We start from the raw sequence: 23691 nt of genomic DNA, 5'->3' as shown, positions 1-23691 counted from the left end.
CGCTCTTGCTCAGGCGATTTCGGCCCAGCCATGGCTGAGCACGACCTTGTCGCGCTCCAGTACCTTGGCGCGCAGCTGGTAGTGGTTCGGGTTCTCCGTTGTGCGCCAGATTTCCGTCACCAGGGTCTCGCCGGGGAACACCGGGGCGGTGAAGCGGATATCGAGCGCGCGCAGGCGTGCCGGATCGTGCTCCGCACACTGGCGCACCAGGGCATGTGCCACCAGGCCGTAGCTGGCCAGGCCGTGCAGGATGGGGCGTTCGAATCCCGCTGCCTTTGCTACGGCCGGATCCGCGTGCAGCGGGTTGAAGTCGCCCATCAGGCGATACAGCAGCGCGGCCTCGGGGCGGATGGCCTGGGTGTCGGTGAAGTGCGGCGCCTGGTCTTCCGGCGTGGGGCGCAGCGCGGGCAACGGCGTATCGCTGGGTTGACCGCCATCGAGCTCGCTGTAGCCGCCGTCGCCGCGCAAGAAGCTCACTTGCTGCACGGTCGCGAGCAATTCGCCTTCGGCGGTTTCCAGCCGGCGCTCCGTGACCATGATGGCGCCTTTGCCCGCACCCTTGTCAGTCAGGTGTGTGATGCGGTTGTGGCCGACGATGTCGGCGCTGGCCGGCAGTGGACGGTGAAGGCGCATGCGCTGCTCGCCATGCAGCAGCTTGACCCAGTCGATGCCCGTATCGGCTTCGCGCGCCCAGAAACCCGGATAGCCCAGCACGACCGCTTGTGATGGCAGCGTGCGCAGGCCGCCAGCAGCACCCTCGTACACAAAGGGCAGCGCAGCGGTGTCCAGCGGGTTGTTGCCCAGCCCCAGCGCGAGCGCATAAAGCATGGTGTCGCGCTCGGTATAGCGCTGGCGGACCGGGGCGAATGGACGTTGCTTGAGGTGTTGGTAGCTGACTGCCATGTCCTTGTTCCTATGTCATCGTCAGGAAATTGCGCAAAGCATGTCGTCAAAGCCGGATTTGCGCTATTTGACAATGCCAATGGCGGTCTTCGGCGTTTGCGAAAGCCGGGCCTTCACCCCAGTGGAAGGCGCGCTTTCACAAAGGCTGATTGCCTGGCTAGCCGAAGGCAGCGACCATTGCGGCCATGACAAGGGTGGCCGTCCGCATGGAGAGAGCAAACCGTCGGCAGGCCCGCCCCGTGTCCCTTGCACCGCAATTTCATTTTCCGGAATCGCGACTGCTGCTCGTGCCAGCAAACGCTGACGACAATGAACACCAGAGACGTGCCATGATCGAACAGACCCAATCGAACAACTTCCAGGAAATCCGCGATGCCGTCCGCGCGCTATGCGCGGAGTTTCCGGACGAATACTTCCGCAAGGTGGATGAGCAGCGCGCCTATCCGGAGGCCTTCGTCAATGCACTGACCGAGGCGGGATGGCTGGCAGCCCTGATTCCGCAGGAGTACGGCGGTTCTGGCCTGGGGCTGACGGAAGCGTCGGTGATCATGGAAGAGATCAACCGCTGCGGCGGAAATTCCGGTGCCTGTCACGGCCAGATGTACAACATGGGAACGCTGCTTAGGCATGGTTCCAAGGCGCAGAAGGACAAGTACCTGCCGAAGATTGCTTCGGGCGAATGGCGCCTGCAATCCATGGGGGTGACCGAGCCGACCACCGGCACCGATACCACCAAGATCAAGACCTCGGCAGTCAAGAAGGACGGGCGCTACGTGGTCAACGGTCAGAAGGTATGGATCAGCCGCGTGCAGCACAGCGACTTTATGATCCTGCTGGCGCGTACCACGCCGCTGGCAGAGGTAACGAAGAAGAGCGAAGGGATGTCCATCTTCATGGTCGATCTGCACGAGGCGCAGAAGAAAGGCCTGACGGTGCGTCCCATTGCCAACATGGTCAACCACGAGACTAACGAACTGTTCTTCGAAGACCTGGAGATTCCAGAGGAAAATCTGATCGGCGAAGAGGGCAAGGGCTTCAAGTACATTCTGGACGGCCTGAACGCAGAGCGCACGCTCATCGCAGCCGAGTGCATTGGCGATGGCTACTGGTTCATGGACCGCGTGACCAAATACGTCAAGGAACGGCAGGTGTTTGGCCGCCCCATCGGTCAGAACCAGGGCGTCCAGTTTCCGATTGCCGAGTCGTTCATCGAGATCGAGGCCGCGAACCTGATGCGATGGAAGGCGTGCGAACTGTTCGATGCGCACAAGCCGATGGGCACACAGGCCAACATGGCCAAGTACCTGGCCGCGAAGGCGAGCTGGGAGGCCGGCAACGCCTGCCTGCAGTATCACGGTGGTTTCGGCTTTGCCTGCGAATACGATGTGGAGCGCAAGTTCCGCGAGACCCGTCTCTATCAAGTGGCGCCGATCTCGACGAACTTGATCTATTCCTTCGTCGCGGAGCACATCCTCGGCTTGCCGCGGTCGTTCTGACCGGACCTGCGGCCGCGCCTGGTTGAAGGGGCAGAGGCGCGGAAGCCTCTGCCGATACGGCCGCCCCATTCAATGTCTATCGCGGCGGATCCTCCCGACGCGGTTCATCGAAGAAAGGAAGGAAAATGGATCTGCGGATCAAAGACCGAGTTGCCATTGTTACCGGGTCTGCACGCGGGCTCGGCGCGGCAACGGCTCGCCGTCTGGCGGAAGAGGGAGCGCGCGTCGTTGTCACGGACGTGCTCAGGGACCGCGCCGAAGAGACTGCCGCGGCGATGCGTGCCGATGGCCTGCAAGCTCACTGCGTGATCGCTGATATCACCAAAGGCGAAGAAGTGCGCCGACTGGTGGAAGAAACGGTCTCACATTTTGGCGGGGTGCATATCCTCGTCAACAATGCTGGATTTCCGCGAGACAAGTATCTCGTGAAAATGAGCGAGGAAGACTGGGACCTCGTCATGGAAGTCATGCTCAAGGGCGCCTTCCTGTCGACCAGGGCCGTGATGCCGCATTTCATTGAACAGGGTTGGGGCCGCGTTATCAATATCAGCTCGCGTGCGCACTTTGGGAATCCTACGCAGGCAAACTATTCCGCTGCCAAAGCAGGACTGATCGGCATGGCAAAGGCGCTGGCGATCGAAGAAGGGCGCTATGGCGTCACGGTGAACTGCGTGGCACCGGGTTTCATCGAGACTGAGATGGTGCAGGCGTTGCCGACGTACGAAACGATCAAGGAGCGTGCCGTCCAGATGCAGCCGGTCAAACGCGTTGGTCGGCCGACGGATATTGCCGACGCGGTTGCCTTTCTGGCTTCCGAGTGCGCCGGCTTCATTTCCGGTGAAGTGCTGCATGTGAGCGGAGGCCGTTTTGGCTAAGCAGGTGTAAGGCCTGACTCGAATGCTGAACAGGAGTGCATGGTGGTGTACGGAAGAAGAAGCGGAACATGCGAGGACCGCGAGCCGTTTGATGATTCAGGGAGTATCCGTGCCGCACAGGCGCGGACTGATGGAGGCAACCAGGTTCCGCTGAGTCCAAAGCGTTCACAGTGGGCGTGGGCCAATGCAAGAGGACACCACGACTGGATGGATTCGCATACGCCCTTTGCCTACCACGATCAGTGATTCGTTTGCTTTGTCGGCCGGCGACGGTCCGCCGGATTCCGCGGTCTGATCGTCGGCTGACAATCGCCGCTCTTTCGGCAGCAATACTGCCGCCTCGCTGTTTGCCTTCCACTACCTGAGACTCGAATCGGCCATGTGCGGCGAGAAGGGTTCCTCAAGCTAATCCTTTGCGCCGTTGACCATGCCCAGCCTCAAGAGGCGTGGCCGATTGCATTCTTCGCGCCCATGAACTACACACCCATCAAATCCCTGCTGATTGCCAACCGATCCGAAATCGCGATTCGCGTGATGCGCGCCGCCGCCGAGATGAACATCCGCACGGTTGCGATCTACTCAAAGGAAGACCGGCTCGCGCTGCATCGTTTCAAGGCTGACGAGAGCTACCTGGTCGGCGAGGGCAAGAAGCCGCTGGCAGCCTACCTCGACATCGACGACATCCTGCGCATTGCGCGCCAGGCCAAGGTCGACGCCATTCACCCGGGCTACGGCTTCCTCTCGGAGAACCCTGATTTCGCGCAGGCCGTGATGGATGCCGGTATCCGCTGGATCGGCCCGTCGCCCGATGTCATGCGCAAGCTCGGCAACAAGGTCGCGGCGCGTAATGCCGCGATCGAGGCGGGCGTGCCGGTGATGCCGGCCACCGACCCGTTGCCGCAAGATCTGGACGAGTGCAAGCGCCTGGCAGCGGGCATCGGCTATCCGCTGATGCTCAAGGCGAGCTGGGGTGGTGGCGGACGCGGCATGCGTATGCTGGAGAATGAACAGGATCTCGAAACGTTGCTGCCGGCGGCAAGGCGCGAGGCGCTGGCTGCGTTCGGCAACGATGAGGTCTATGTCGAGAAACTGGTACGCAATGCGCGCCACGTCGAAGTGCAGGCGCTCGGCGATACGCATGGCAACCTGGTGCACCTGTACGAGCGCGACTGTACCGTGCAGCGGCGCAACCAGAAGGTGGTGGAGCGCGCGCCTGCGCCATACCTCGACGCCGCCGGTCGCGCAGCACTGTGCGACGCGGCGATGCGGCTGATGCGCGCGGTCGGCTACACGCATGCGGGCACGATCGAATTCCTGATGGATGCCGACTCGGGCCAGTTCTACTTCATCGAAGTCAATCCGCGTATCCAGGTCGAACACACGGTCACCGAGATGGTCACCGGCGTCGATATCGTCAAGGCGCAGATCCGCATCACTGAAGGCGGCCATATCGGCATGACCGAGAACACGCGCGACGCCGACGGCAAGATCGTGGTGCGCGCTGCGGGTGTGCCGGAACAGTCGGGGATTTCGCTGAACGGGCATGCCTTGCAATGCCGGATCACCACAGAGGACCCTGAGAACGGCTTCCTGCCCGACTATGGCCGGCTGTCCGCGTACCGCAGCGCCGCAGGCTTCGGCGTGCGCCTTGATGCCGGCACCGCCTACGGCGGCGCGGTGATCACGCCCTACTACGATTCGCTGCTGGTCAAGGTCACGACCTGGGCGCCCACTGCTCCCGAGTCGATCCGGCGCATGGACCGCGCGCTGCGCGAGTTCCGCATCCGCGGCGTCGCGTCCAACCTGCAGTTCCTTGAAAACGTCATCAACCATCCGTCGTTCAAGGCCGGCGACGTCACCACGCGCTTTATCGACAAGACGCCCGAACTGCTAGCGTTCACCAAGCGGCAGGATCGCGCGACCAAGCTGCTGCACTATCTCGGCGATGTCTGTGTCAATGGCCATCCAGAAATGGCCGGCCGCTCGCTGCCGTCGTTGCCACTGCCCGCACCGGTGCTTCCCTCGGTAGACGCAACGAGCCCGGTGCCGACCGGCACGCGCGATCTGCTGCGCGAGCTTGGTGCAGAGAAGTTCTCGCAATGGATGCTCGAGCAGAAGCGGGTGCTGCTGACCGACACCACCATGCGCGATGCGCACCAGTCGCTGTTCGCCACGCGCATGCGCACCGCCGACATGCTGCCGATCGCGCCGTTCTACGCGCGCGAACTGCCGCAGCTGTTCTCGATGGAGTGCTGGGGTGGCGCGACGTTCGATGTGGCGCTGCGCTTCCTCAAGGAAGACCCGTGGCAGCGTCTCGAGCAATTGCGCGAGCGGGTGCCGAACATCCTGTTCCAGATGCTGTTGCGCGGCTCGAACGCGGTCGGCTACACCAACTACGCGGACAACGTGGTGAAGTTCTTCGTGCGCCAGGCCGCCAGCGCCGGCGTGGACGTGTTCCGCGTGTTCGATTCCCTGAACTGGGTGCGCAATATGCGCGTGGCCATCGATGCCGTGGGCGAAAGCGGCGCGCTGTGCGAAGGCGCGATCTGCTACACCGGCGACGTCTTCGACGGCTCCCGTCCCAAGTACGACCTGAAGTACTACGTCGGCATCGCGCGCGAGCTGAAGCAGGCCGGCGTGCATGTGCTGGGCATCAAGGACATGGCCGGCATCTGCCGTCCGCAAGCGGCGGCCGCGCTGGTCAAGGCGCTCAAGGAAGAAACCGGCCTGCCCGTGCACTTCCACACCCATGACACCAGCGGCATCTCGGCCGCGTCCGCGCTGGCCGCCATCGGCGCCGGCTGCGATGCCGTGGATGGCGCGCTGGATGCAATGAGCGGACTCACCTCGCAACCGAATCTGTCGAGCATCGCGGCGGCACTGGCCGGCAGCGAGCGCGAGCCAGGACTCAGCCTGGACCGGCTGCACGAGGCATCGATGTACTGGGAAGGCGTGCGTCGCTACTACGCACCGTTCGAATCGGAGATCCGTGCCGGTACCGCCGATGTCTACCGCCACGAGATGCCCGGCGGCCAGTACACCAACCTGCGCGAACAGGCACGTTCGCTCGGCATCGAGCATCGCTGGACCGAGGTGTCGCGCGCGTACGCCGACGTCAACAAGATGTTCGGCGATATCGTGAAGGTGACGCCGACCTCCAAGGTGGTCGGCGACATGGCGCTGATGATGGTGGCCAACGACATGAGCGCTGCCGATGTCTGCGATCCGGCCCGCGAAGTTGCCTTCCCCGAATCGGTGGTCTCGCTGTTCAAGGGCGAGCTGGGCTTCCCGCCCGACGGCTTCCCGGCGGAACTGTCGCGCAAGGTGCTGCGCGGCGAGCCGCCCGCGCCTTACCGCCCGGGCGACCAGATTCCGGCGGTGGACCTCGAGGCAGCGCGCGCCGAAGCCAGCGCGGCTTGCGAACAGCCTGTCGACGACCGCCAGCTGGCGTCGTACCTGATGTATCCCAAGCAGGCCGTCGCCTATCACGCCCACGTGCGCACCTACAGCGATACCTCGGTGGTGCCGACGCCGGCCTTCCTGTACGGCCTGCAGCCCCAGGAAGAAGTGGGCATCGACATCGAGCCGGGCAAGACGCTGCTGGTATCGCTGCAGGGCACGCATGCCGACGCCGAAGAGGGCAACATCAAGGTCCAGTTCGAACTGAACGGGCAGTCGCGCACGGCGGTGATCGAGCAGCGCAGCACCGTGCAGGCCGGTACGTCACGCCACAGCCGTCCGGTTGCGGACCCTGAGAATCCGCTGCATATCGCCGCGCCGATGCCAGGCTCGATCGTGACCGTCGCAGTCCAGCCAGGGCAGCGCGTGACCGCGGGCACAACGCTGCTGGCGCTGGAGGCGATGAAGATGGAAACCCATATCGCCGCCGAGCGCGACTGCGAGATTGCGGCCGTGCATGTGAAACAGGGTGACCGTGTCGCCGCCAAGGAATTGTTGATCGAACTGAAACCTGCGGACTGATCTCGGTTCGGTGTGCTGTTCCTTGAAGACCGCAGGAGGGCGCAAGTCAGTCTGCCGATCCGGCGCGTTAGCGCCGGATCGGTATTCTTACGCGGCCTCGCTTCCCTGTCGGACCCGCAGTGTGGTCAATCCGCGGTAGAGCGGGTTGCCATTCCAGTCCGGTTCGGCATCGACGAGCGAAAGCGTGGGCCATTGGCGCAGAAGCGCGCGGAAGACGATCTCCGCTTCCATCAGCGTCAGCGCGGCGCCGATGCAGACATGCGGGCCATGCCCAAACGAAAGGTGCGAACCATCACGCCGTGTGACATCCAACTGATCGGGGTTGGGATAGCGCGCCGGATCGCGATTGGCCGCGCCGATCAGGCCAATGACCAGGTCTCCGCGCCGCAGCTGTCGCCCATGGAGGAGCATGTCTGTGGCAACCCGACGGCCGGTGTATTGGACCGGGCTCTCATAGCGCAGCAACTCGCGCAGGGCATTGGGTAGCAGTTCCGGTTCCTGCCGCAGGCGCTGCCACTGTTCGGGATGGCTCAGCAACGCATGCAGCCCGTTGCCGAGCAGATTGCGCGTCGTTTCATGACCGGCGAACAGCAGCATGGCGCATTGCGCCAGGAGTTCAGCCCCGCCCTCGATCCTGCCTTCCGCTTCCGCATACAGCAGGTGCCCGATCAAATCCCTCTGCTCCGGCTGCGACTCGCCCGCGTCCTGTGCCTTGCGGCGTGCCAGCATCGCTTCAAAGGCAGCGGCCATTTTGAGCAGGCTGATCTGGGCGCGCCGTTTCAGCGACGCGTCGGGATCCGGTGCGCCGATGAAGGCGGCCAGGTCTTCGGACCAGGCCAGGAAGTCGGACTGGTCCTCGCCGTCCATACCGAGCAGCCGGGCAATCACCATCGCCGGCAGTGGTCTGGCGATCGATTCCATGAAATCAAAGGCCTCGGTGCCTGACTGCTTCGCCATCTGTCCGGCGACCATTTGTTCGATGGTGCCCGCAAACGCCCGCAGGGCAGCGGGCCGGAACCCGGCATTGAGTATCTGTCGCAATCTCGTATGATCGGGCGCATCCACAAACAGCATGGCACGGCTGAACAAGCGCTGGAAAGGACAAAGCGCCTGTCGGTCGTCATCGCTGCCACGCATCACCCATCCGCCAGTACGTCGCGCGGAATAGCTCGGGTCGCGCAGCATGGCTTCCACATCTTCATGGTTCGAAAGCAGCCAGGCGCCACCGAAGAACTCTTCGCTCCAATGTATCGGGCCACGCGCGCGCAGCATGTGGTAGGCGGGATATGGGTCGCGCAGGAACGCGGTGTCGACCAGCCGGTCGCGGGATTTCAACGCCTTGTCCGTGACTTCCCGGCCGTGAGGCTGGCGTGGTGATCCGGAGGTGAGGGCTCGATCGATGACGGTGGTGCTGCCGGTAGTGCTGGACATGAGGGATCTTGTTTGGCTGGCGGATGATGCCGGGTAGCCGCCTGGCGTCCGGCGGGCATGTCTGCGTCCTTTTTGCCGTTTCGAATGGTGACTGCACCGGCGCCAGGAGTCTGAGGCCAGATCGTACTCAGGTCTGGATTTGCACCGCAACTTTGCTTGAGGATGCAAGTTAGGGGGGCGGTCGCGGCGAAAAGCGGGAAGAAGCGGACGACTTGTTGATCGATGGAGTGAATTGCGCTTGATGGAGGCTTCAAGGCCACGCGTCAGTCGAACTCGACAGGGCCGGAGAACAGGGGGATGCGAACCCGGCAAGTGGGTGGTTGAGACGTCGATTGCGACGTACAGAAATTCTTTGACGAACGCTGGCAGAGGGCCGGATCTCCAGGGCGTCGATGAGAATGCGGTGTACCCCTCGAAGAAGGCACGCCACTGAATTCATCTCCCTGGAGACGGGCAGGTCACTGCGGTCTTTCTATTTCAAAGTACGGAAAGCCTTCCTGGGTAGCGGTTGCGGGATGGGCGTTCTCGCCGTCCAATAGTGTGCAGGCCTTCGCCATCGACGATGACATGGCGGGCCGGCGCCTGGCACCGGGAGGGTGCCCGTACCACCGTCGGAGTATTACGATCATGCCCCTGGACTCTCAGATTGCCGGTGTATTGCGCGCGCTGGAAGGCGCGCCGCCGATGGAAACCCTGGTGCTGGACCGATTGCTCCCGCTCATCTGCATGGCAGCCCTTTCGGTACGTGCACGGGCAGCCATTACACAGAAGGGCCAGTGGATCAGGCAGGTAATGGGATGAGGGCCAGTGGGGTCTCTAATCGAATGGCATGTCGAAATGCAAAGCAGCAGAATTTCCCTGAGCGCATTGGTCGAACGATGGCTTGGACTCTCCGCTTCGACGCCGAAGCGCATTACACGTATACGCCAATCGGAAGCCCACAAGGGCTGCGTGCAAGTCAGGGTTGTCCGGGACGCCGATGAGCTTTCGCTGTTCTGCTTTCGTCATGCGGACGGCTCATGGCGGGTGTTCCCGCCGCACCAGGCCGCATAGCGCAGGTCGGCTTTCCCGGCCTCGGCAAGATGGGCGGCGCCATCGCCGAGCGCCTGCTTGGGCAACCGTTTCAGTTGCACGTGTACAACCTTTCCAAAGGCTATAAGGGAGGAGGAGGCCACATGTCCCAATCCTCGCAGGTCGTCATGACGCTGGAGCGCGGGCTCCAGGTTTTGCGCGCCTTCCGTGCCGAGCGCGCTCCGCTCAGCAACGGCGAACTGGCCCGGCGCACGGGGTTGTCCAAGTCCACGGTGTCGCGCCTTACCACCACGCTGCTTCGGCTGGGCTTCATCCGGCGGGTCGCGCAAGGTACGCAGTTTGAACTGGCGCCAGGTGCTCTTGGCATCGGTCATGCCTATCTTGAGACGAATCCTGTCACGCGACTGGTGCATCCCTATATGCAGCAGGTTGCTGACCGGCTCGACGTTTCCATGGCGCTTGCCGTTCCCAACGACCTCGATATGCTCTACATCGCCTGCCGCACCAGCGCACGTATCTCCACGCTGCGCCTCGGCGTCGGCTCGCTGCTGCCGATGGGCTCGACTGCGATCGGCCGTGCATACCTCTGGGCCCTTCCTCCTGGCCGACAGGCGCAGTATCTTGCCGCGCTGATGGAGGCGGCGGGTCCTAAGGCGGCTGAGGTCAGGGTCGGCATCGAAGGCGCATTCGAAGACCTGTGGCAAAGCGGGACATGTTTGTCGATTGGGGAGTACCAGCGGGACGCATGGGGTGTTGCGCTGCCAATCCGCGTCGGCCGCGATGCGACCTTGATGGCGTTGAATTTCGGTGCGGTCGGCCTGAACGTTGACTCGGCCGGCATCCGGCAGAACCTCGCGCCGGCACTCAGGAATGCGGCGACAGAGCTGACGGCGCTTCTGCGGGACGTCGACGTCGACGTCGAGCCGCTGCCTAGCTGCTTTGGGCCTGATGCGTGACCCGCATGCCATCCCCTTGATGGCGACACCGCTGGGCGCCAGCCCGTCGCCATCCGCCGGCTCAGGCCAATCACGGCCGCCTTTTGAAGTGCTGTAAGCCTTGCGCACGATGCTGGCGCGAAGGCCCGGGCCCGAGGCGAGATTGCCGGCCCGGCTCCAGCCTGCCCGCACGTAGCCGCAGCGGCTTCGCGATCGGCATTCACGGCCGCCACTTGTAATGCTTTGCGCGCATTTCATCCGGGCGCGTGGCGTGCAAACAATAGCATTCACTGTACGGAATGGCGGTCTGGCAACCATTGATGGGCCTCGCGCTGGGACCGTTTAATGGATCTCAGGACGACACCAGACCGGAGACCCCAACATGACCGTCGATGCCGAGACCCAGGCTTTCATGGCGAAGCTTAGCGCTGCCGCTACCAAGCCGCGCCACCTGATGACGCCGGCGGAGGCCCGCGAGGCGTTCGGGAGGCTGCGCGGCATCCTCGCGCCGGGACCGGAACTGCCCGAGGTGTGCGACATCGCGATTCCCGTTGAAGGCGACGTCTTGCCTGCGCGGCTCTACGTGCCCGACGGGCAACCGACCGCGCTGCTGGTCTACTTTCACGGCGGCGGCTGGGTGGTCGGCGGCATCGCGGAGTTCGATCCTCTGTGCCGCGAACTGGCCTCGGGCGCCGGCATTGCCGTGGCGCTGGTCGAGTATCGCAAGGCGCCCGAGCATCCGTTCCCGGGCCCGGTCGAGGATGCGTGGCGGGCCGCGTGCTGGCTGTCGGCCATGCGCGGTGAATTGCTCGGGGCGGAGTTGCCGCTGCTGGTTGGCGGCGACAGCGCCGGGGCCAATCTCGCCATCGCTACCACGCTGCGCGCCCGCGAAGAAGCGGGGCCTGCCTTCGCCGGCCAGTTGCTGGTGTACCCGGTCACGGATTGCCGTTTCGACCGCCCCTCGTATGTCGATCCCGCCAACCAGCTGCTCACAAGCCGCGAGGCGATGCAGTGGTACTGGACGCAGTACGCGCAAGACGAAGTATCGCGTGCATCCAGGCTGGCATCGCCTTGCCGCGAGCCCGACCTGTCCGGGCTGCCCGAAGCCATCGTGCTGACGGCCGAGCACGACGTGCTGCGCGACGAAGGGGAGGAGTACGCGAGCCGGCTGCGCGAGGCCGGCGTGGCCGTCCATCACTGGCGCGCGCCGTCCCAGATGCATGGTTTCCTGATGATGCTCGGCATCCTGCCGGGCAGCAGAGCAGGCTTGCGTTTCGTCTGCGAGCGCCTGCGCGTCGTCGCCGCGGCAGCGTCGGCCTGATTTCCCACCCATTTCGCACTTTCACAAGGAGACAGCCTCATGGGCCAAGACTCGACTATTCTCGACGCAGTGATCGTCGGAGCCGGCTTCGCCGGGCTATATGCCATCAAGCGGCTGAGCGACGCGGGCTTTTCCATCCAGGCGTTCGAGGCCGGTGACGGCATCGGCGGCACCTGGTACTGGAACCGCTATCCCGGTGCCCGGGTGGACCTCGAGTGCTGGGACTACTCCTACTCGTTCTCGCCGGAACTGCAAGATGAATGGGACTGGCCGGAGCGCTACCCAACCTCATCGGAACTGATGCGCTACCTGAACCACGTGGCGGACCGCTTTCGTCTGCGCGAGTCGATCCAGTTCAATACGAAGGTGAGCTCGGCCGTGTTCGACGAGCAGGCCAATCTCTGGAACGTCACGACGTCGGACGGCAAGACGGTGAAGGCGCGCTTCTTCGTGCCCGCAACCGGTGTCCTGTCGGTGCCGAAGCCGCCCGAGATCCCGGGCATCGAGACGTTTGGCGGCCAGACCTATCACACCGGCCGCTGGCCACACCACGAAGTCGATTTCACCAACAAGCGCGTCGGGGTGATCGGCACCGGCTCGTCCGGTATCCAGGTGATCCAGGCGCTGGCCGGAAAGTGCAAGCACCTCACGGTATTCCAGCGTACCGCCGTCTTCGTAGTGCCGGCCAAGAACCACCCCCTGACTCCGGCGATGCGCGCGCGGGTGCGCGCCACCTACGGCGAGCGCCGCGCCATCAGCCGACTCACGCGCTTTGGCATCGCGGTGCCGATGTCATCGGAATCGGCGGTCGAGGCCACTGTCGAGGAACGCCAGAAGAAGTACGAGAACGCCTGGGAGAACAGCCAGCTTCTCGGTTTCCGCATGTGCTACGGCGACATTCTCGCCGACGAGGCCGCCAACGAAACGGTGGCGGAGTTCATCCGCGGAAAGATCCGCGAGATCGTCAAGAAGCCGGATGTCGCGGAGAAGCTGCTGCCGCGCGGCTTCCCCTTCGGCACTAAACGTCCGTGCCTGGGCGACACCTACTACAGCGTCTACAACCGCGACGATGTCGAGCTGGTTGACCTGCGCGCCACGCCGATCGAGCGCATCGTGCCTGACGGCGTGGTGACCAGTGCCGGGCTGCACGAACTGGACGTGCTGATCTGCGCAACGGGCTACGACGCGCTGACCGGTGCGCTGACGCAGATCGACGTGCGCGGCCTGGGCGGACGCAAGCTGACCGACAAGTGGTCAGAGGGTGCCAAGACTTATCTCGGCCTGATGTCTGCCGGCTTCCCGAACCTGTTCACCGTGACCGGTCCGGGCAGTCCTGGCCCGTTGGCCAATATGTCGATGAGCATCGAGCAGCATGTGGACTGGATTACGCACTGTATGGAACATCTGCGCGATCACAACATCGACCGCATCGAGGCAGGCCACCACGCCGAAGAGGCGTGGATGCAGCACGTGCAGGAGATCGTCAGCCGCACGCTGTACCTGAAGGCGAATTCCTGGTACCTGGGCGCCAACGTACCAGGCAAGCCACTGGTATTCCTGCCATACCTCGGCGGCCATGGAACCTACCGCAAGAAGTGTGACGACGTGGCTGCGGCTGGCTACGAGGGCTTTGTCCTGCGTCATCGGGAGGTGAGCGAAGCTGCCAATGAACCTGTCAATGCAGGTAATGGTGAAGCTGCGCGGTCCGCGGCTGCCGGCATGCTGGGAGGTGGAGCATGAACGGGGCCGTAAGCATGAACGATCGGAAGGGACGACTGGCGGGCAAGGTCGCCTATATCACGGGCGCGGGTGCCGGCATCGGACGTGCGGCGGCCGAGTTGTTCGCGAGCGAAGGCGCGACCGTGATCGTCGCGGAGTTCAACGCAGCAGCCGGACGCGCTGTCGTGGAAGCCATCGTGGGCGCCGGCGGCAGCGCGCACTTTGTACAGACCGATGTGACGAGCGAGGAAAGCGTGCGCGAGTCCATCGCGGCGGCGGTAGAAATCGCCGGCCGCATCGACGTGCTCTACAACAATGCCGGCGGCTCCAGCGGCGCCGACGCGCAGGTGACTGACTGCCCGGCCGACGAATTCTGGCGCGCCGTCAAGGTCGACCTGTTCGGTACGTGGGTGACCTGCAAATATGGCATCGCCGCGATGATGAAGACCGGTGGCGGCTCGGTGATCAACAGCAGTTCCGTTTTCGCGCTGGTGGGTACGCGCAGCAAGGACGCCTATACGGCCGCGAAGGGCGGGGTGTCCGCCATCACGCGGTCGATGGCCGTCGAGTACGCACCGCACGGCATTCGCGTCAACGCCATTGCACCCGCGGTAACCGTGACCGAGCGCGTGCAGGGCCTGATCGCCTCGCAGCCAGAAGTGATCCGTAAAACCAGCGAACGCCAGCTGCTTGGTCTGGTCAAGCCGGCCGAGGTCGCGCGCGCGGCGCTGTATTTCGCATCGGATGACTCTGTGACCACGACGGGACAGATTCTGCCTATCGACGGCGGATTCTCGATTTCCTGACCCGGAAACGGTCGCTAAAACCTACATATCCGGAGGAGACACATGAAAACCATCATGACCGCGGCCCTGTCCGGCCTGTTCGCCACGGCAGTCGCAGCCCAGAGCCCCGTCGCCGGCCAGCCCATCCGTATCGCCGGCGCACTCGATCTCAGCGGTGCGGCAGCCGACGTGGGCAAGGACGCGCTCGCCGGCGCCCAGTACGCCGTCGATGAACTCAACAGGAAAGGTGGCGTGCAGGGGCGCAAGCTCGAACTCGTGTACCGCGACAGTGCAAGCAATCCGCAGAAGGGCGTCAGCCAGGCCACGGCGTTGTTGCAGGAAGGCGCCGCGATGCTTCTGTCGCCGCAGTCGTCCGCCGGTGCGCTGGCAGTCAGCAAGGTGGTCGCCGCGAAGATGAAGGTGCCGACCTGCGTGGGCACGTCGATTGCCGACGACATCACGATGAAGGACTTCAACCCCTACGTCTATTCGGTCACCCCGACTTCCTACATGGAAGGCAGGGCGCAGGCGGCGCGGTTTGCCAAGCTGCCGTACAAGCGCTATGCGCTGCTGAGCGCCGACTACGCCGGGGGGCGGGCAGGGGTGAACCGGTTCAAGGAGTTCCTGAAGGAACTGAACCCGCAAGTGGAATTCGTGGTCGAGGAATATCCGAAGTTCGGCGCCACCGATTACACCGCTTCGATCAACAAGATCCTCGCGGCCAAGCCCGATTACGTCTTCTCGATCCTGTTCGGCTCGGATCTGCTCACATTCTCCCGTCAGGCAGGCTCGCTGGGCTTTTTCAAGCAGATCAACAACCGCTTTATCTCGCTCTACGACTTCAACACGCTGAAGGCTATGGAGGGGAGCGCCCCGATCGGAACCGAAGGATGGCAACGCGCCCCGGCCAATCAGTTTCGCAAGGGCGACTCCGAGGCAAAGGCGTTCGTCGACGGTTACAAGGCGAAGACCGGCGGCTACCCGTCGGACTGGACCGTGATGACATACGATTGCGTCACGACGTGGGCGCAGGCCGCGAACCTTGCAAAGTCCACCGATGCGGCGGCGGTGATGCAGGCCATTGAAAGCGGTGAGTTCAACTCGCCGCGTGGCAAGTACCGCTTCGCGAAGTACGACCACCAGGCCGACGTGCCCGTGTACTTCGGCAAAGTGGTGCAGGACAAGGAACTTGGCCAGGCCGTGCTGGCGATCGAAGACACCATCGCCGGATCGGTGTCGCGGCCGAGCGAGGCCGCGGTGCAAAAGACCCGGCGCACCGAGTGAGTCAGACATGGATCTTGGACTGAAGGGGCGGAAGGTCCTGGTGACCGGCGCCTCCCAGGGTATCGGCGAGGGCCTTGTGCAGGCTTTCGCCGGGGAAGGCTGCGATCTGCTGCTGGTGGCGCGCTCGGGCGCGCGCCTGGAAAGCCTCGCCGGTGCCCTGCGCGAACAACATGGTGTGGCGGTCGATATGTTCGCCATCGACATGACGGCGCCGGGCGCCATCGCCGAGGTGGCCGCGTTCGGTGTTGATGCCGATGTGCTGGTCAACAACGCCGGCGGCATTCCGGGCGGCAATCTATGGCAGGTGGACGAGAGTGCGTGGCGCAATGGCTGGGAGCTGAAGGTATTCGGCTACATCCACCTGACGCGGTTGATGTACACCGCGATGAAAGCGCGCGGCGCAGGTGTGATCCTCAACAATATCGGCAACGGCGGCGAGAACTTCGATTTCGACTATATCGCCGGTACCACCGGCAACGCGGCGCTGATGGCCTTCACGCGCGCACTCGGGGGTCGCAGTCTCGACGACGGCATTCGCGTGCTGGGCATCAATCCCGGGCCGGTCGACACGGAGCGCATTCGCAAGGTGCTGTGTGCCCGCGCCGGGGAGACGGGCGATGGCGTCCAGGCCGCGCTGGATCGCATGCCGCTGCGGCGTCCGGCGTCGGTCGCCGAGGTCGCTGACCTGTTCGTCTATCTCGCATCCGACCGGTCGCGCTATACCAGCGGGACGATCATCACGGTAGACGGTGGACTGGCCTCGCGGCGGACGATCGCATAGGTCTACCTGGCGTGCAGGGGTGGCAAGGGCTGCGGGCTAATCCCCATGTCCCTTGCCAACTCGCATGTCAAAATGGATGGCAAGTCGGCCCGCTGATGGGCACCTGCCGCGACGGTTGCGAGCAGAGAAGAAAACGGAGACTGCCATGCTGCACCCCTTTTCCGTGAGGCCCAAGGGTCACCGCTATCAGTTTCAGGCCAGCAAGACAGGCCCTCGTCCGCCGCGCGAGGACCGGGTGGAAAGCGACGTGATGGTGACGCCGCTCGCACGCGGGCTGGCGGTGCTTGCGGCCTTCAGCAGCAAGCGGGATTGGCTCGGCAATAAGGAGATTGCACTGGAAGCCGGCATTCCGGGTCCGACCGTGTCTCGCCTGCTTCACTCGCTGGTCGAACTCGGCTATGTGCACTACGACGCGGGACGCCGCAAGTACCGGCTGGCGGCACCAGCCCTGACACTCGGATACGCGGCCGTGGCCGAAGGCGAAATACAGGTCGCGGCCCGCACCGACATGCAGAAATTCGCCGATGCCACCGATTCCTACTTCATGCTCGGGACGCGCGACCGCCTCGACGTGGTCGTGATCGATACCCGCGTGGGCTGCGATGCGAAACTCTCGATCGACATGAGCCCCGGCACGCGCCTGAGCATCGCCGGCTCGGTAGCGGGCGCCGTGCTGCTGGCCGCTTTGCCCGAACTAGAGCGCTGCTACCTGGAGGGCGTGCTGGCGCGCAAGGGAGGGGGAGAGTGGCCCTCACAGCGCCGGCGCGTGGCGGAGAAGATTTCGCAGGTGCGCGACATGGGCTTCGCCACTTCGCTTGGGGAGTGGGTGCCGGAGATATCGTCGGTGTCGGTCCCGCTGTGCCTGCCGGAACATCCACCCTGGGTGCTGTCCTGCATCGGGCTGACCACCCAGATGTCGAGGCCGCGCGTGGAGCGGGAGATCGGTCCACGCCTGGTGGCGATGGCGCAATCGCTTCGAGAGCGACTGCTGGCCGACTGAAAGCGCGGCTCAACCAGAGGCTGAACACGAGAAGGCGGGGCACAGCGGCAGCTGTGTCCCGCCTTCTCGTTCGCGATCACCGTAGTTCGCCGCGCGCGCGGCCGATCGGATAGACGCGGCCGCCGCACAAATTGCCTGTTCCAGAGTACGGAAAATCCACGCCCCACGCATTGTCGGCGCGATGGCCCCGCTCCTACCCTGCTTCACAACATCCACACCCGGGCGGGCAAGTGGAGACGGAAGTGCGGCAATCGGGCCCGATCAAGCGTCGGGCAAGGAGGAGACGGGTGGACTGGCAACTTTTGGGTGCCCAGGTGCTGGCGGGGATCGCCAACGGTGGGCTGTATTTTCTTGTCGCGTCAGGGCTCACGCTGTTGTGGGGCGCCCTGGGCGTGATCAACCTTGCGCACGGCTCGTACTTCATGCTCGCGGCGTTCGGCACTGCCGCATGCATCCAGCAGTGGGGTGCGGAAGCCGGCTTTCTGGCCGCATGTGTTGCCATACCGGCGTTGACCGCAGCAGCAGGCGCCGGACTGGAAATATCGCTTTTTCGGCGTGTCTACCATTCGGGCATGTGGGGCCAGTTGCTGCTGTCATTCGGGCTGCTGCTGGCGCTGAACAACATCACCCGCCTGGTGTTCGGCACGCAGCCCATGTCGATGGCGCCGCCGCGCCAGCTCGCCGGCTTCGTCGAGCTGGGCGCCTTCAGAATGGCCAGCTACCAGATCGCCGTGCTGGCGGTGACGGCGGCAGTGGCCTGCTACCTGTGGCTGCTGCTTGGCCGCAGCCGGACCGGCCGGCTTATCCGTGCCGCGGTGGACGATCCGCAAATGCTGGAAGCGGTAGGCGTGGACGTGCGGCGCCTGCGCACCACCGTGATGGCCATTGCCGCGCTGCTCGCCGGGATTGCCGGCGCCATTGCCGTGCCGCGCGGAGCGATCAATACCGGAATCGATGTGCAGATCGTGCTGATCGGCTTCGCCGTGGTGGTGGTGGGCGGCCTCGGCTCAGTCTGGGGCGGCCTGGCTGCCGCCATGCTGATCGGCGTGGCCGAGACGGTTTCCACGCTGTTCGTTGACCAGGGCGGCGAGGTCGTTATCTTCGCCGTCATGGTGCTCGTGCTGCTGTTCAAGCCCACGGGCTTCCGCACCATCGCCGGGAGGGAGTAGCCATGCAGGATTTCGATTGGAAAAGGGTTCGGGCGTTGCTGTCTGTCGGCGCGGTGTTCTGCGCGCTCCCGTTCTTCATGCCCGCAGCCATGCTGCCCGAACTGACACGCACCGTGGTGCTGGCCGGGGCGGCGATGACGCTCAACGTGCTGGTCGGCGCGACAGGCCTGATATCGATGGGCCAGGGGTTGTTCTATGGGCTGGGCGCTTACGCGGTGGCCATCGGCACGATCAAGCTCGGCATGCCCTACTGGCAGTCCGCCCTGATCGCGCTGGTCATTGCCGTACCGCTGTCGGTGCTGGTCGGCTACATCTCGTTGCGGGCGAAGCACCTGTTCTTCGGGTTGCTCACGCTTGCCATCGGCCAGGTCGCCTTCGTGATCGTGGCGCGCAGTTACAGCTTCACCGGCGGGGACGACGGGCTCGTCGGCGTCACCATCCCGGTATGGCTGGAGTCCGGCCTCGCGCGCCATGTCTTTGCGGTTGCCGTGTTGGTGGTGGCCGGCCTGTTCCTGCTGCGAATGCTGGCGTCGCCGTTCGGCGCCATGCTGGGCGCTGTGCGCGACAACGCCGACCGGGTCGCCTCGCTCGGGGGGAATCCCCGGCTGTTCGAGATCGCGGCCATGGTGATTGCCGGCACGCTCGGCACGGTCTTCGGCATCCTGTCGGCGACTACAGAAGGTAACGTCGATCCGGGGATGTTCTCGTGGAGCATGAGCGCGATGCTGCTGATGATGGTGGCGCTGGGCGGACGATCGCTGTTCCTCGGTCCCATCCTCGGCACCGTGGTGCTCGAACTGTCGCGCTCGCTCATCCAGATCTACTCGCCGGATGCGGACCTCATGGTCGGGTTGCTGGTTATCGCCTGCGCCGTGCTGTTTCCCGAAGGGCTCGCGCCGCCTGTCGCCGCGCGTGTGAGCCGGCTGGCGCGCCGACGCAGCGGCTCAGCCGCACCCCTTACCACCCGTGACACGAGCGAGGGCCACCAATGAACGCCATCCGACAACCCGTCGTGAGTACCTCCAACGTCGCGAAGTCCTTCGGCGGCTTCACGGCAGTCGGCGGCGTCTCGCTGGACATCTACGACTCCGAGGCCGTTGCCATCATTGGTCCGAATGGCGCCGGCAAGAGCACGTTCTTCGACCTGCTGACGGGCCGCAAGATCCCCGACAGCGGCGAAGTGCGGCTGTTTGGCGAACCAGTGACTGACTTGCCTCCGTGGCAGCGCGTCAGGCGCGGTCTCGGTCGCTCGTTCCAGATCAGCAGCGTGTTCCGCAATGCGACGGTGCTGGAGAACGTGCAGATCGGTCTGATGCTGGCCCGCGGGCGCGCCTGGAACATGTTCGGCCGCGCGTCGGCCATGCTCAGGCAGGAGGCTGGCGCGGCGCTGGAGCAGGTCGGACTGCAGGCGAAGCGCGACATGCTGGCCGGCGACCTGTCGTACGGCGACCAGCGCACGCTGGAACTCGCCGTGGCGTTGTCGACGAAACCGCGCGTGCTGCTGTTGGACGAACCCACGGCGGGCATAGGCCGCGAGGAGTCCCGCAAATGCCTGGCGTTGATCCGCGCGATTGCCGCCAGCGAGCGCATCCCCATCGTGTTCGTCGAGCACGACATGGACGTGGTCTTCTCGTTCGCCACACGCGTGGTCGTGCTGGCGGCGGGCAAGGTGCTGATCGACGCAGAGCCGCAGGCCGTGCGCTCGGATTCCCGTGTGAAGGAGGCCTATTTTGGCGAAGACATCTGACGAAGTGCTGGCAGTCATGGGAATGGACGCGGGCTACGGCCACGTCAAGGTAATCCGCGATGCGAACCTGTCCGTGCGCGCCGGCGAAGTGGTGGGACTGGTAGGGCGCAATGGCGCTGGCAAGACCACCTTCATCAATGCGGTCTCGGGCCTGGTGAAGGCGAGCGCCGGCGCCGTTGTGGTAAACGGCCACGACGTGGCGGGTATGGCTGCCCACAAGCGCGTGGCAGCGGGGCTTGCCATCGTGCCGAGCGGCGGCCGCCTGTTCCGTTCGCTGACCGTCGAGGAAAACCTGTCCATTGGTGTCAAGGGCGCTACCGCATCGCAACTGGAATCGGTCTACGCGCTGTTCCCCGAGATGCGCGCGTTCCGGGCGCGCTACGCCGGCAAGCTGTCGGGCGGCGAGCGGCAGATGGTGGCGATCAGCCGGGCGCTGCTGCTGCAACCGCGCCTGCTGCTGCTCGATGAACCGAGCGAAGGTCTCGCGCCCATCGTGGTGCTGCGACTGGCGGAGGTAATCAAATCGCTCTGCTTGCGCGGCATCGGCATCCTGCTGGCGGAGCAGAACGTGAAGTTCACGGACCTCGTATGCGACCGCTGGTACGGCATCGAGAAAGGCGACATCGCACCCGTGGATGCAGCGCTGGGCCAGGGCGGCGGACGGGTGGGGCGGGTGGCAGCGGCACACTAAACGATGATCGTGCATCCGAAGCGCCTCGCCCGGACATGCCGCGCAGCATCCCTTTCCGGGAAACGTTGATGATGCAATCTCTGCCAATCCCCGAGATGCTGCAGCCGGGCGCGGACCTGAATTGCCTGCCGGCCAGCCGTACGATGGTCGTCCCGCTGGCTCGCGGCCTGGCCGTGCTGGCTGCGTTCGACAGCCAGTGCACGTGGCTGCGCAACCACGATGTTGCGCGGAGGACGGGACTGGCGCCGGCCACCGTTTCGCGGCTGGTCCATTCGTTGGTGATCCTCGGCTATCTGCGGCAGGACACGGAACGCCGCCGCTACCGGCTGACCGCGGCGACGCTGGCGCTGGGCTACGCGGCCATCGCCGATGCGGCCGTACAGTCAGCGGCGCACGACCACATGCAAAGACTGGCCGATACCTATGACGCCTGCGTCGTGCTCGGTACGCGTGACCGGCTCGATGTGGTCATACTGGAAACGCGGGTCGCTCGCCTGGTGCCGTTCGATTTGCGACTCGCAGCGGGCATGCGCCAGCGCATCGCCTGCTCGGCGATGGGCTGGGCGCTGCTTGCGACGTTGCCGGAACGGGAGCGGACGTACCTGCAGGGCAGCATGGAGAGCAAGGCCGACCGGCACTGGCCCGCGGTGCGACGCGGCATGGCCGAGGGTATCTCGCAGGTCAGCGGGCCTGGTTACTGCGTGGGGCGGTGCGAGTGGAATCCCGGGCTGGTGTCCGTCGCCGTGCCAGTCCGCGTGATCGGTCGTCCGGCCCTGGCATTGGCCTGCATCGGGCCGGCGAAGCAACTGGGCCGGGCCCGTATCGAGCGGGAAGTCGGACCCAGACTTGTCAATGTCGCGCTGGCGTTGCAGGAGCGGCTGTGAGGTGCGCGTGAGCCTGCGGTCGGACGTGAAACAGCCTAGAGAACACCGGCTTCCTTGCACACGACGTACACCGTATCGCTCGCGCCGCGCGATGCGCCATTCGCCCCCACGGCCATTCCGTGCGTTGGAACAGATTACAGTCACCACGCCGTGTTCCAAGGTACGGAAGGATGCAGAGCGCCGCTCCCGCGATACGCCGCCGCAAGTTAAGCTCAGATTGATCGGCTCAAGGAGCCTGTCTCTCGGCTACGCGGCCGTCGCCGATGCTGCCATACACGACCTTCCGGGACTGGAGATGTCGAAGCTGGCCCATGCGACCGATACTTGCGTTCTGCTGGGCACGCGCAACCGTCTTGACCAGACAATATGACTTTCCTTTCGTCAAAGCCGACGGACGCTTCGCGCATTGGCGCATGGGCGCCGCTGGGCAACCGACGCTTCTCGGTACTGTGGGGCGTCTGGGTTGCCGCCAATTTTTCCATGTGGATGTGCGATGTCGCTGCCGCGTGGCTGATGACCACCCTGACGGACAGCAAGATGCTCGTTGCCATGGTGCAAACGGCCACGGCGTTGCCAGCATTCCTCCTAGCCCTTCCGGGTGGGGCGCTGGCAGATCAGATGGATCGACGCAGATGGTTCCTCTTGACGCTCATCTGGACTGGTTGCACGGCTGCTGGGCTGGCAACGGCAACGATTGCGGGCGCGCTAAACACGTCGGTACTTCTTGCGCTGGCATTTGCCGGTGGCGTTGGCGCGGCATTGCGCTGGCCCGCCTTCTCGGCCCTGCTGCCGGAAGTCGTCTCGCGCGGGCAACTGTCGCAGGCGATGGCCCTACATGGCCTGGCGGTGCACGGCGGGCGCGTAGGCGGGCCGCTCGCCGCGGGCGTGCTGTTAGCCCTCTGGGGCGGTAGTTCGGTATTCGTTGTCGGGGCGATCCTATCGCTCGTTTCGGCGATGGTGATTTTGAAGTGGGACTATGCACCACTGTTGCGCAAGCGGTGCACGATGAGCATGTCGCATTCCATCCGGTCTGGCGCGCGCTATGCATGGCGCAACCAGCGCCTGCGGGCTTCCAACGTGCGGGTCTGTGCGCTCTTCACCGCGATCTCTGCCCTGATGGCATTGCTGCCGCTGCTTGCCCGGACATACGGTCAGACCGGGCCGCAGACCTATACAGCGCTGCTCGCATGCGTGGGCGCCGGTGCCATGGCAGGGGTGATCCTGCTTCCGCGACTGCGGGCTCGGTTCGGGTCTCAAGCGGTCGTCACCTACGGATCCCTGTTTCTTGGCATCCTCATAGCAGGCATTGCGCTTGCGCCGCACGCGGGCTGGGCGGCTCCGGTCCTTTTTGCCAGCGGAACAGTGTGGTTGGCAATCGGCAACACGTTGAACGTCACGGCCCAGCTGGCATTGCCTGACCGCTTGCGAGCGAGGGGGATGGCGGTGTTCTTCATGGCTGCCATGGGCGGCGGGGCAGGCGGGGCGGCCGTGTTCGGCGCACTGGCCGATCACGTTGGAGTTCGCGGCGCACTGCTTGCCCTGGCGATCATGACGACCGGAGTCTGGTGTGGGATGCGTCGGCGATGGCCTGTCAACCTGCCTGACGATACCCCGTCGCGGCACGAATGAACAATGGAATGCCTGCATGCAGCCAATC

General features: G+C 64.5%; 20 protein-coding genes. 18 read left to right on the top strand and 2 right to left on the bottom strand.

Translation table 11 applies throughout. The features are described 5' to 3' along the window. Positions 1-9: 9 nt before the first annotated feature. Entirely contained in the window at positions 10-903 is an 894-nt protein-coding gene (locus tag K2O51_RS34990; RefSeq protein ID WP_220632146.1) for a MaoC/PaaZ C-terminal domain-containing protein, read from the bottom strand. On the opposite strand from K2O51_RS34990, the gene K2O51_RS34985 reads away from it, so the two are divergent. From K2O51_RS34985 to K2O51_RS34970, 4 genes are all read left to right on the top strand, one after another. Beyond that, a complete protein-coding gene (locus K2O51_RS34985; RefSeq protein ID WP_220632145.1) occupies positions 902-1207 on the top strand; it encodes a hypothetical protein in 306 nt (101 codons plus the stop codon). The two genes, K2O51_RS34990 and K2O51_RS34985, sit on opposite strands and share 2 nt — an antisense overlap. A 25-nt stretch (positions 1208-1232) precedes the next feature. Then, on the top strand, positions 1233-2399 hold the full coding sequence (locus K2O51_RS34980; RefSeq protein ID WP_220632144.1) for an acyl-CoA dehydrogenase family protein: 1167 nt from the start codon (positions 1233-1235) through the stop codon (positions 2397-2399). Positions 2400-2524: 125 nt separating this feature from the next. Continuing rightward, a complete protein-coding gene (fabG, locus tag K2O51_RS34975) occupies positions 2525-3274 on the top strand; it encodes a 3-oxoacyl-ACP reductase FabG (RefSeq protein ID WP_220632143.1) in 750 nt (249 codons plus the stop codon). A gap of 471 nt (positions 3275-3745) precedes the next feature. Beyond that, complete coding sequence (locus K2O51_RS34970) at positions 3746-7255, top strand: pyruvate carboxylase (RefSeq protein ID WP_220632142.1); 3510 nt, start codon at positions 3746-3748, stop codon at positions 7253-7255. Between the two features lie 87 nt (positions 7256-7342). On the opposite strand, the gene K2O51_RS34965 is transcribed toward K2O51_RS34970, so the two are convergent. Beyond that, entirely contained in the window at positions 7343-8686 is a 1344-nt protein-coding gene (locus K2O51_RS34965; protein WP_220632141.1) for a cytochrome P450, read from the bottom strand. Positions 8687-9313: 627 nt separating this feature from the next. Here K2O51_RS34965 and K2O51_RS34960 point away from each other — a divergent pair. From K2O51_RS34960 to K2O51_RS34895, 14 genes are all read left to right on the top strand, one after another. Beyond that, positions 9314-9487 carry a hypothetical protein gene (locus tag K2O51_RS34960; protein ID WP_220632140.1) on the top strand — a complete coding sequence of 58 codons (174 nt, stop codon included), beginning with the start codon at positions 9314-9316 and terminating at the stop codon, positions 9485-9487. A 281-nt stretch (positions 9488-9768) separates the two neighbouring features. Further along, complete coding sequence (locus K2O51_RS34955; RefSeq protein WP_425333016.1) at positions 9769-10674, top strand: IclR family transcriptional regulator; 906 nt, start codon at positions 9769-9771, stop codon at positions 10672-10674. A 361-nt stretch (positions 10675-11035) separates the two neighbouring features. Further along, the gene (locus K2O51_RS34950) at positions 11036-11974 is read left to right on the top strand and encodes an alpha/beta hydrolase (protein ID WP_220632139.1); all 939 of its coding nucleotides are present in this window, start codon (positions 11036-11038) and stop codon (positions 11972-11974) included. A 39-nt stretch (positions 11975-12013) separates the two neighbouring features. After that, entirely contained in the window at positions 12014-13714 is a 1701-nt protein-coding gene (locus tag K2O51_RS34945) for a flavin-containing monooxygenase (RefSeq protein ID WP_220632138.1), read from the top strand. Positions 13715-13728: 14 nt separating this feature from the next. Then, complete coding sequence (locus K2O51_RS34940; protein ID WP_220632137.1) at positions 13729-14499, top strand: SDR family NAD(P)-dependent oxidoreductase; 771 nt, start codon at positions 13729-13731, stop codon at positions 14497-14499. A 42-nt stretch (positions 14500-14541) separates the two neighbouring features. Continuing rightward, entirely contained in the window at positions 14542-15762 is a 1221-nt protein-coding gene (locus tag K2O51_RS34935; RefSeq protein ID WP_220632136.1) for an ABC transporter substrate-binding protein, read from the top strand. A gap of 7 nt (positions 15763-15769) precedes the next feature. Then, positions 15770-16543, top strand: a complete 774-nt coding sequence (locus tag K2O51_RS34930; RefSeq protein ID WP_220632135.1) for an SDR family oxidoreductase — start codon at positions 15770-15772, stop codon at positions 16541-16543. Positions 16544-16688: 145 nt separating this feature from the next. After that, positions 16689-17543, top strand: coding sequence for an IclR family transcriptional regulator (locus tag K2O51_RS34925; RefSeq protein ID WP_220632134.1), 855 nt, complete (start codon positions 16689-16691; stop codon positions 17541-17543). Positions 17544-17830: 287 nt separating this feature from the next. After that, positions 17831-18712, top strand: a complete 882-nt coding sequence (locus K2O51_RS34920) for a branched-chain amino acid ABC transporter permease (RefSeq protein WP_220632133.1) — start codon at positions 17831-17833, stop codon at positions 18710-18712. Positions 18713-18714: 2 nt separating this feature from the next. Continuing rightward, complete coding sequence (locus K2O51_RS34915; protein WP_220632132.1) at positions 18715-19704, top strand: branched-chain amino acid ABC transporter permease; 990 nt, start codon at positions 18715-18717, stop codon at positions 19702-19704. After that, a complete protein-coding gene (locus K2O51_RS34910; RefSeq protein WP_220632131.1) occupies positions 19701-20459 on the top strand; it encodes an ABC transporter ATP-binding protein in 759 nt (252 codons plus the stop codon). Before K2O51_RS34915 ends, K2O51_RS34910 begins: the two co-directional genes overlap by 4 nt. Then, positions 20443-21150, top strand: coding sequence for an ABC transporter ATP-binding protein (locus K2O51_RS34905; RefSeq protein ID WP_220632130.1), 708 nt, complete (start codon positions 20443-20445; stop codon positions 21148-21150). The genes K2O51_RS34910 and K2O51_RS34905 overlap by 17 nt, the downstream gene beginning before the upstream one ends. Before the next feature lie 68 nt (positions 21151-21218). Further along, positions 21219-22034 (top strand): IclR family transcriptional regulator, encoded by an 816-nt coding sequence (locus K2O51_RS34900; protein WP_220632129.1) that lies wholly within the window; start codon positions 21219-21221, stop codon positions 22032-22034. A 366-nt stretch (positions 22035-22400) separates the two neighbouring features. Then, positions 22401-23663 carry an MFS transporter gene (locus K2O51_RS34895; RefSeq protein WP_220632128.1) on the top strand — a complete coding sequence of 421 codons (1263 nt, stop codon included), beginning with the start codon at positions 22401-22403 and terminating at the stop codon, positions 23661-23663. Positions 23664-23691 lie beyond the last annotated feature (28 nt).

It is taken from the genome of Cupriavidus pinatubonensis (assembly GCF_019602855.1).
Lineage (GTDB): Bacteria > Pseudomonadota > Gammaproteobacteria > Burkholderiales > Burkholderiaceae > Cupriavidus > Cupriavidus pinatubonensis.
Note: the sequence above shows the minus strand (reverse complement) of the source record. Positions and strands in the feature narration are given on the sequence as shown.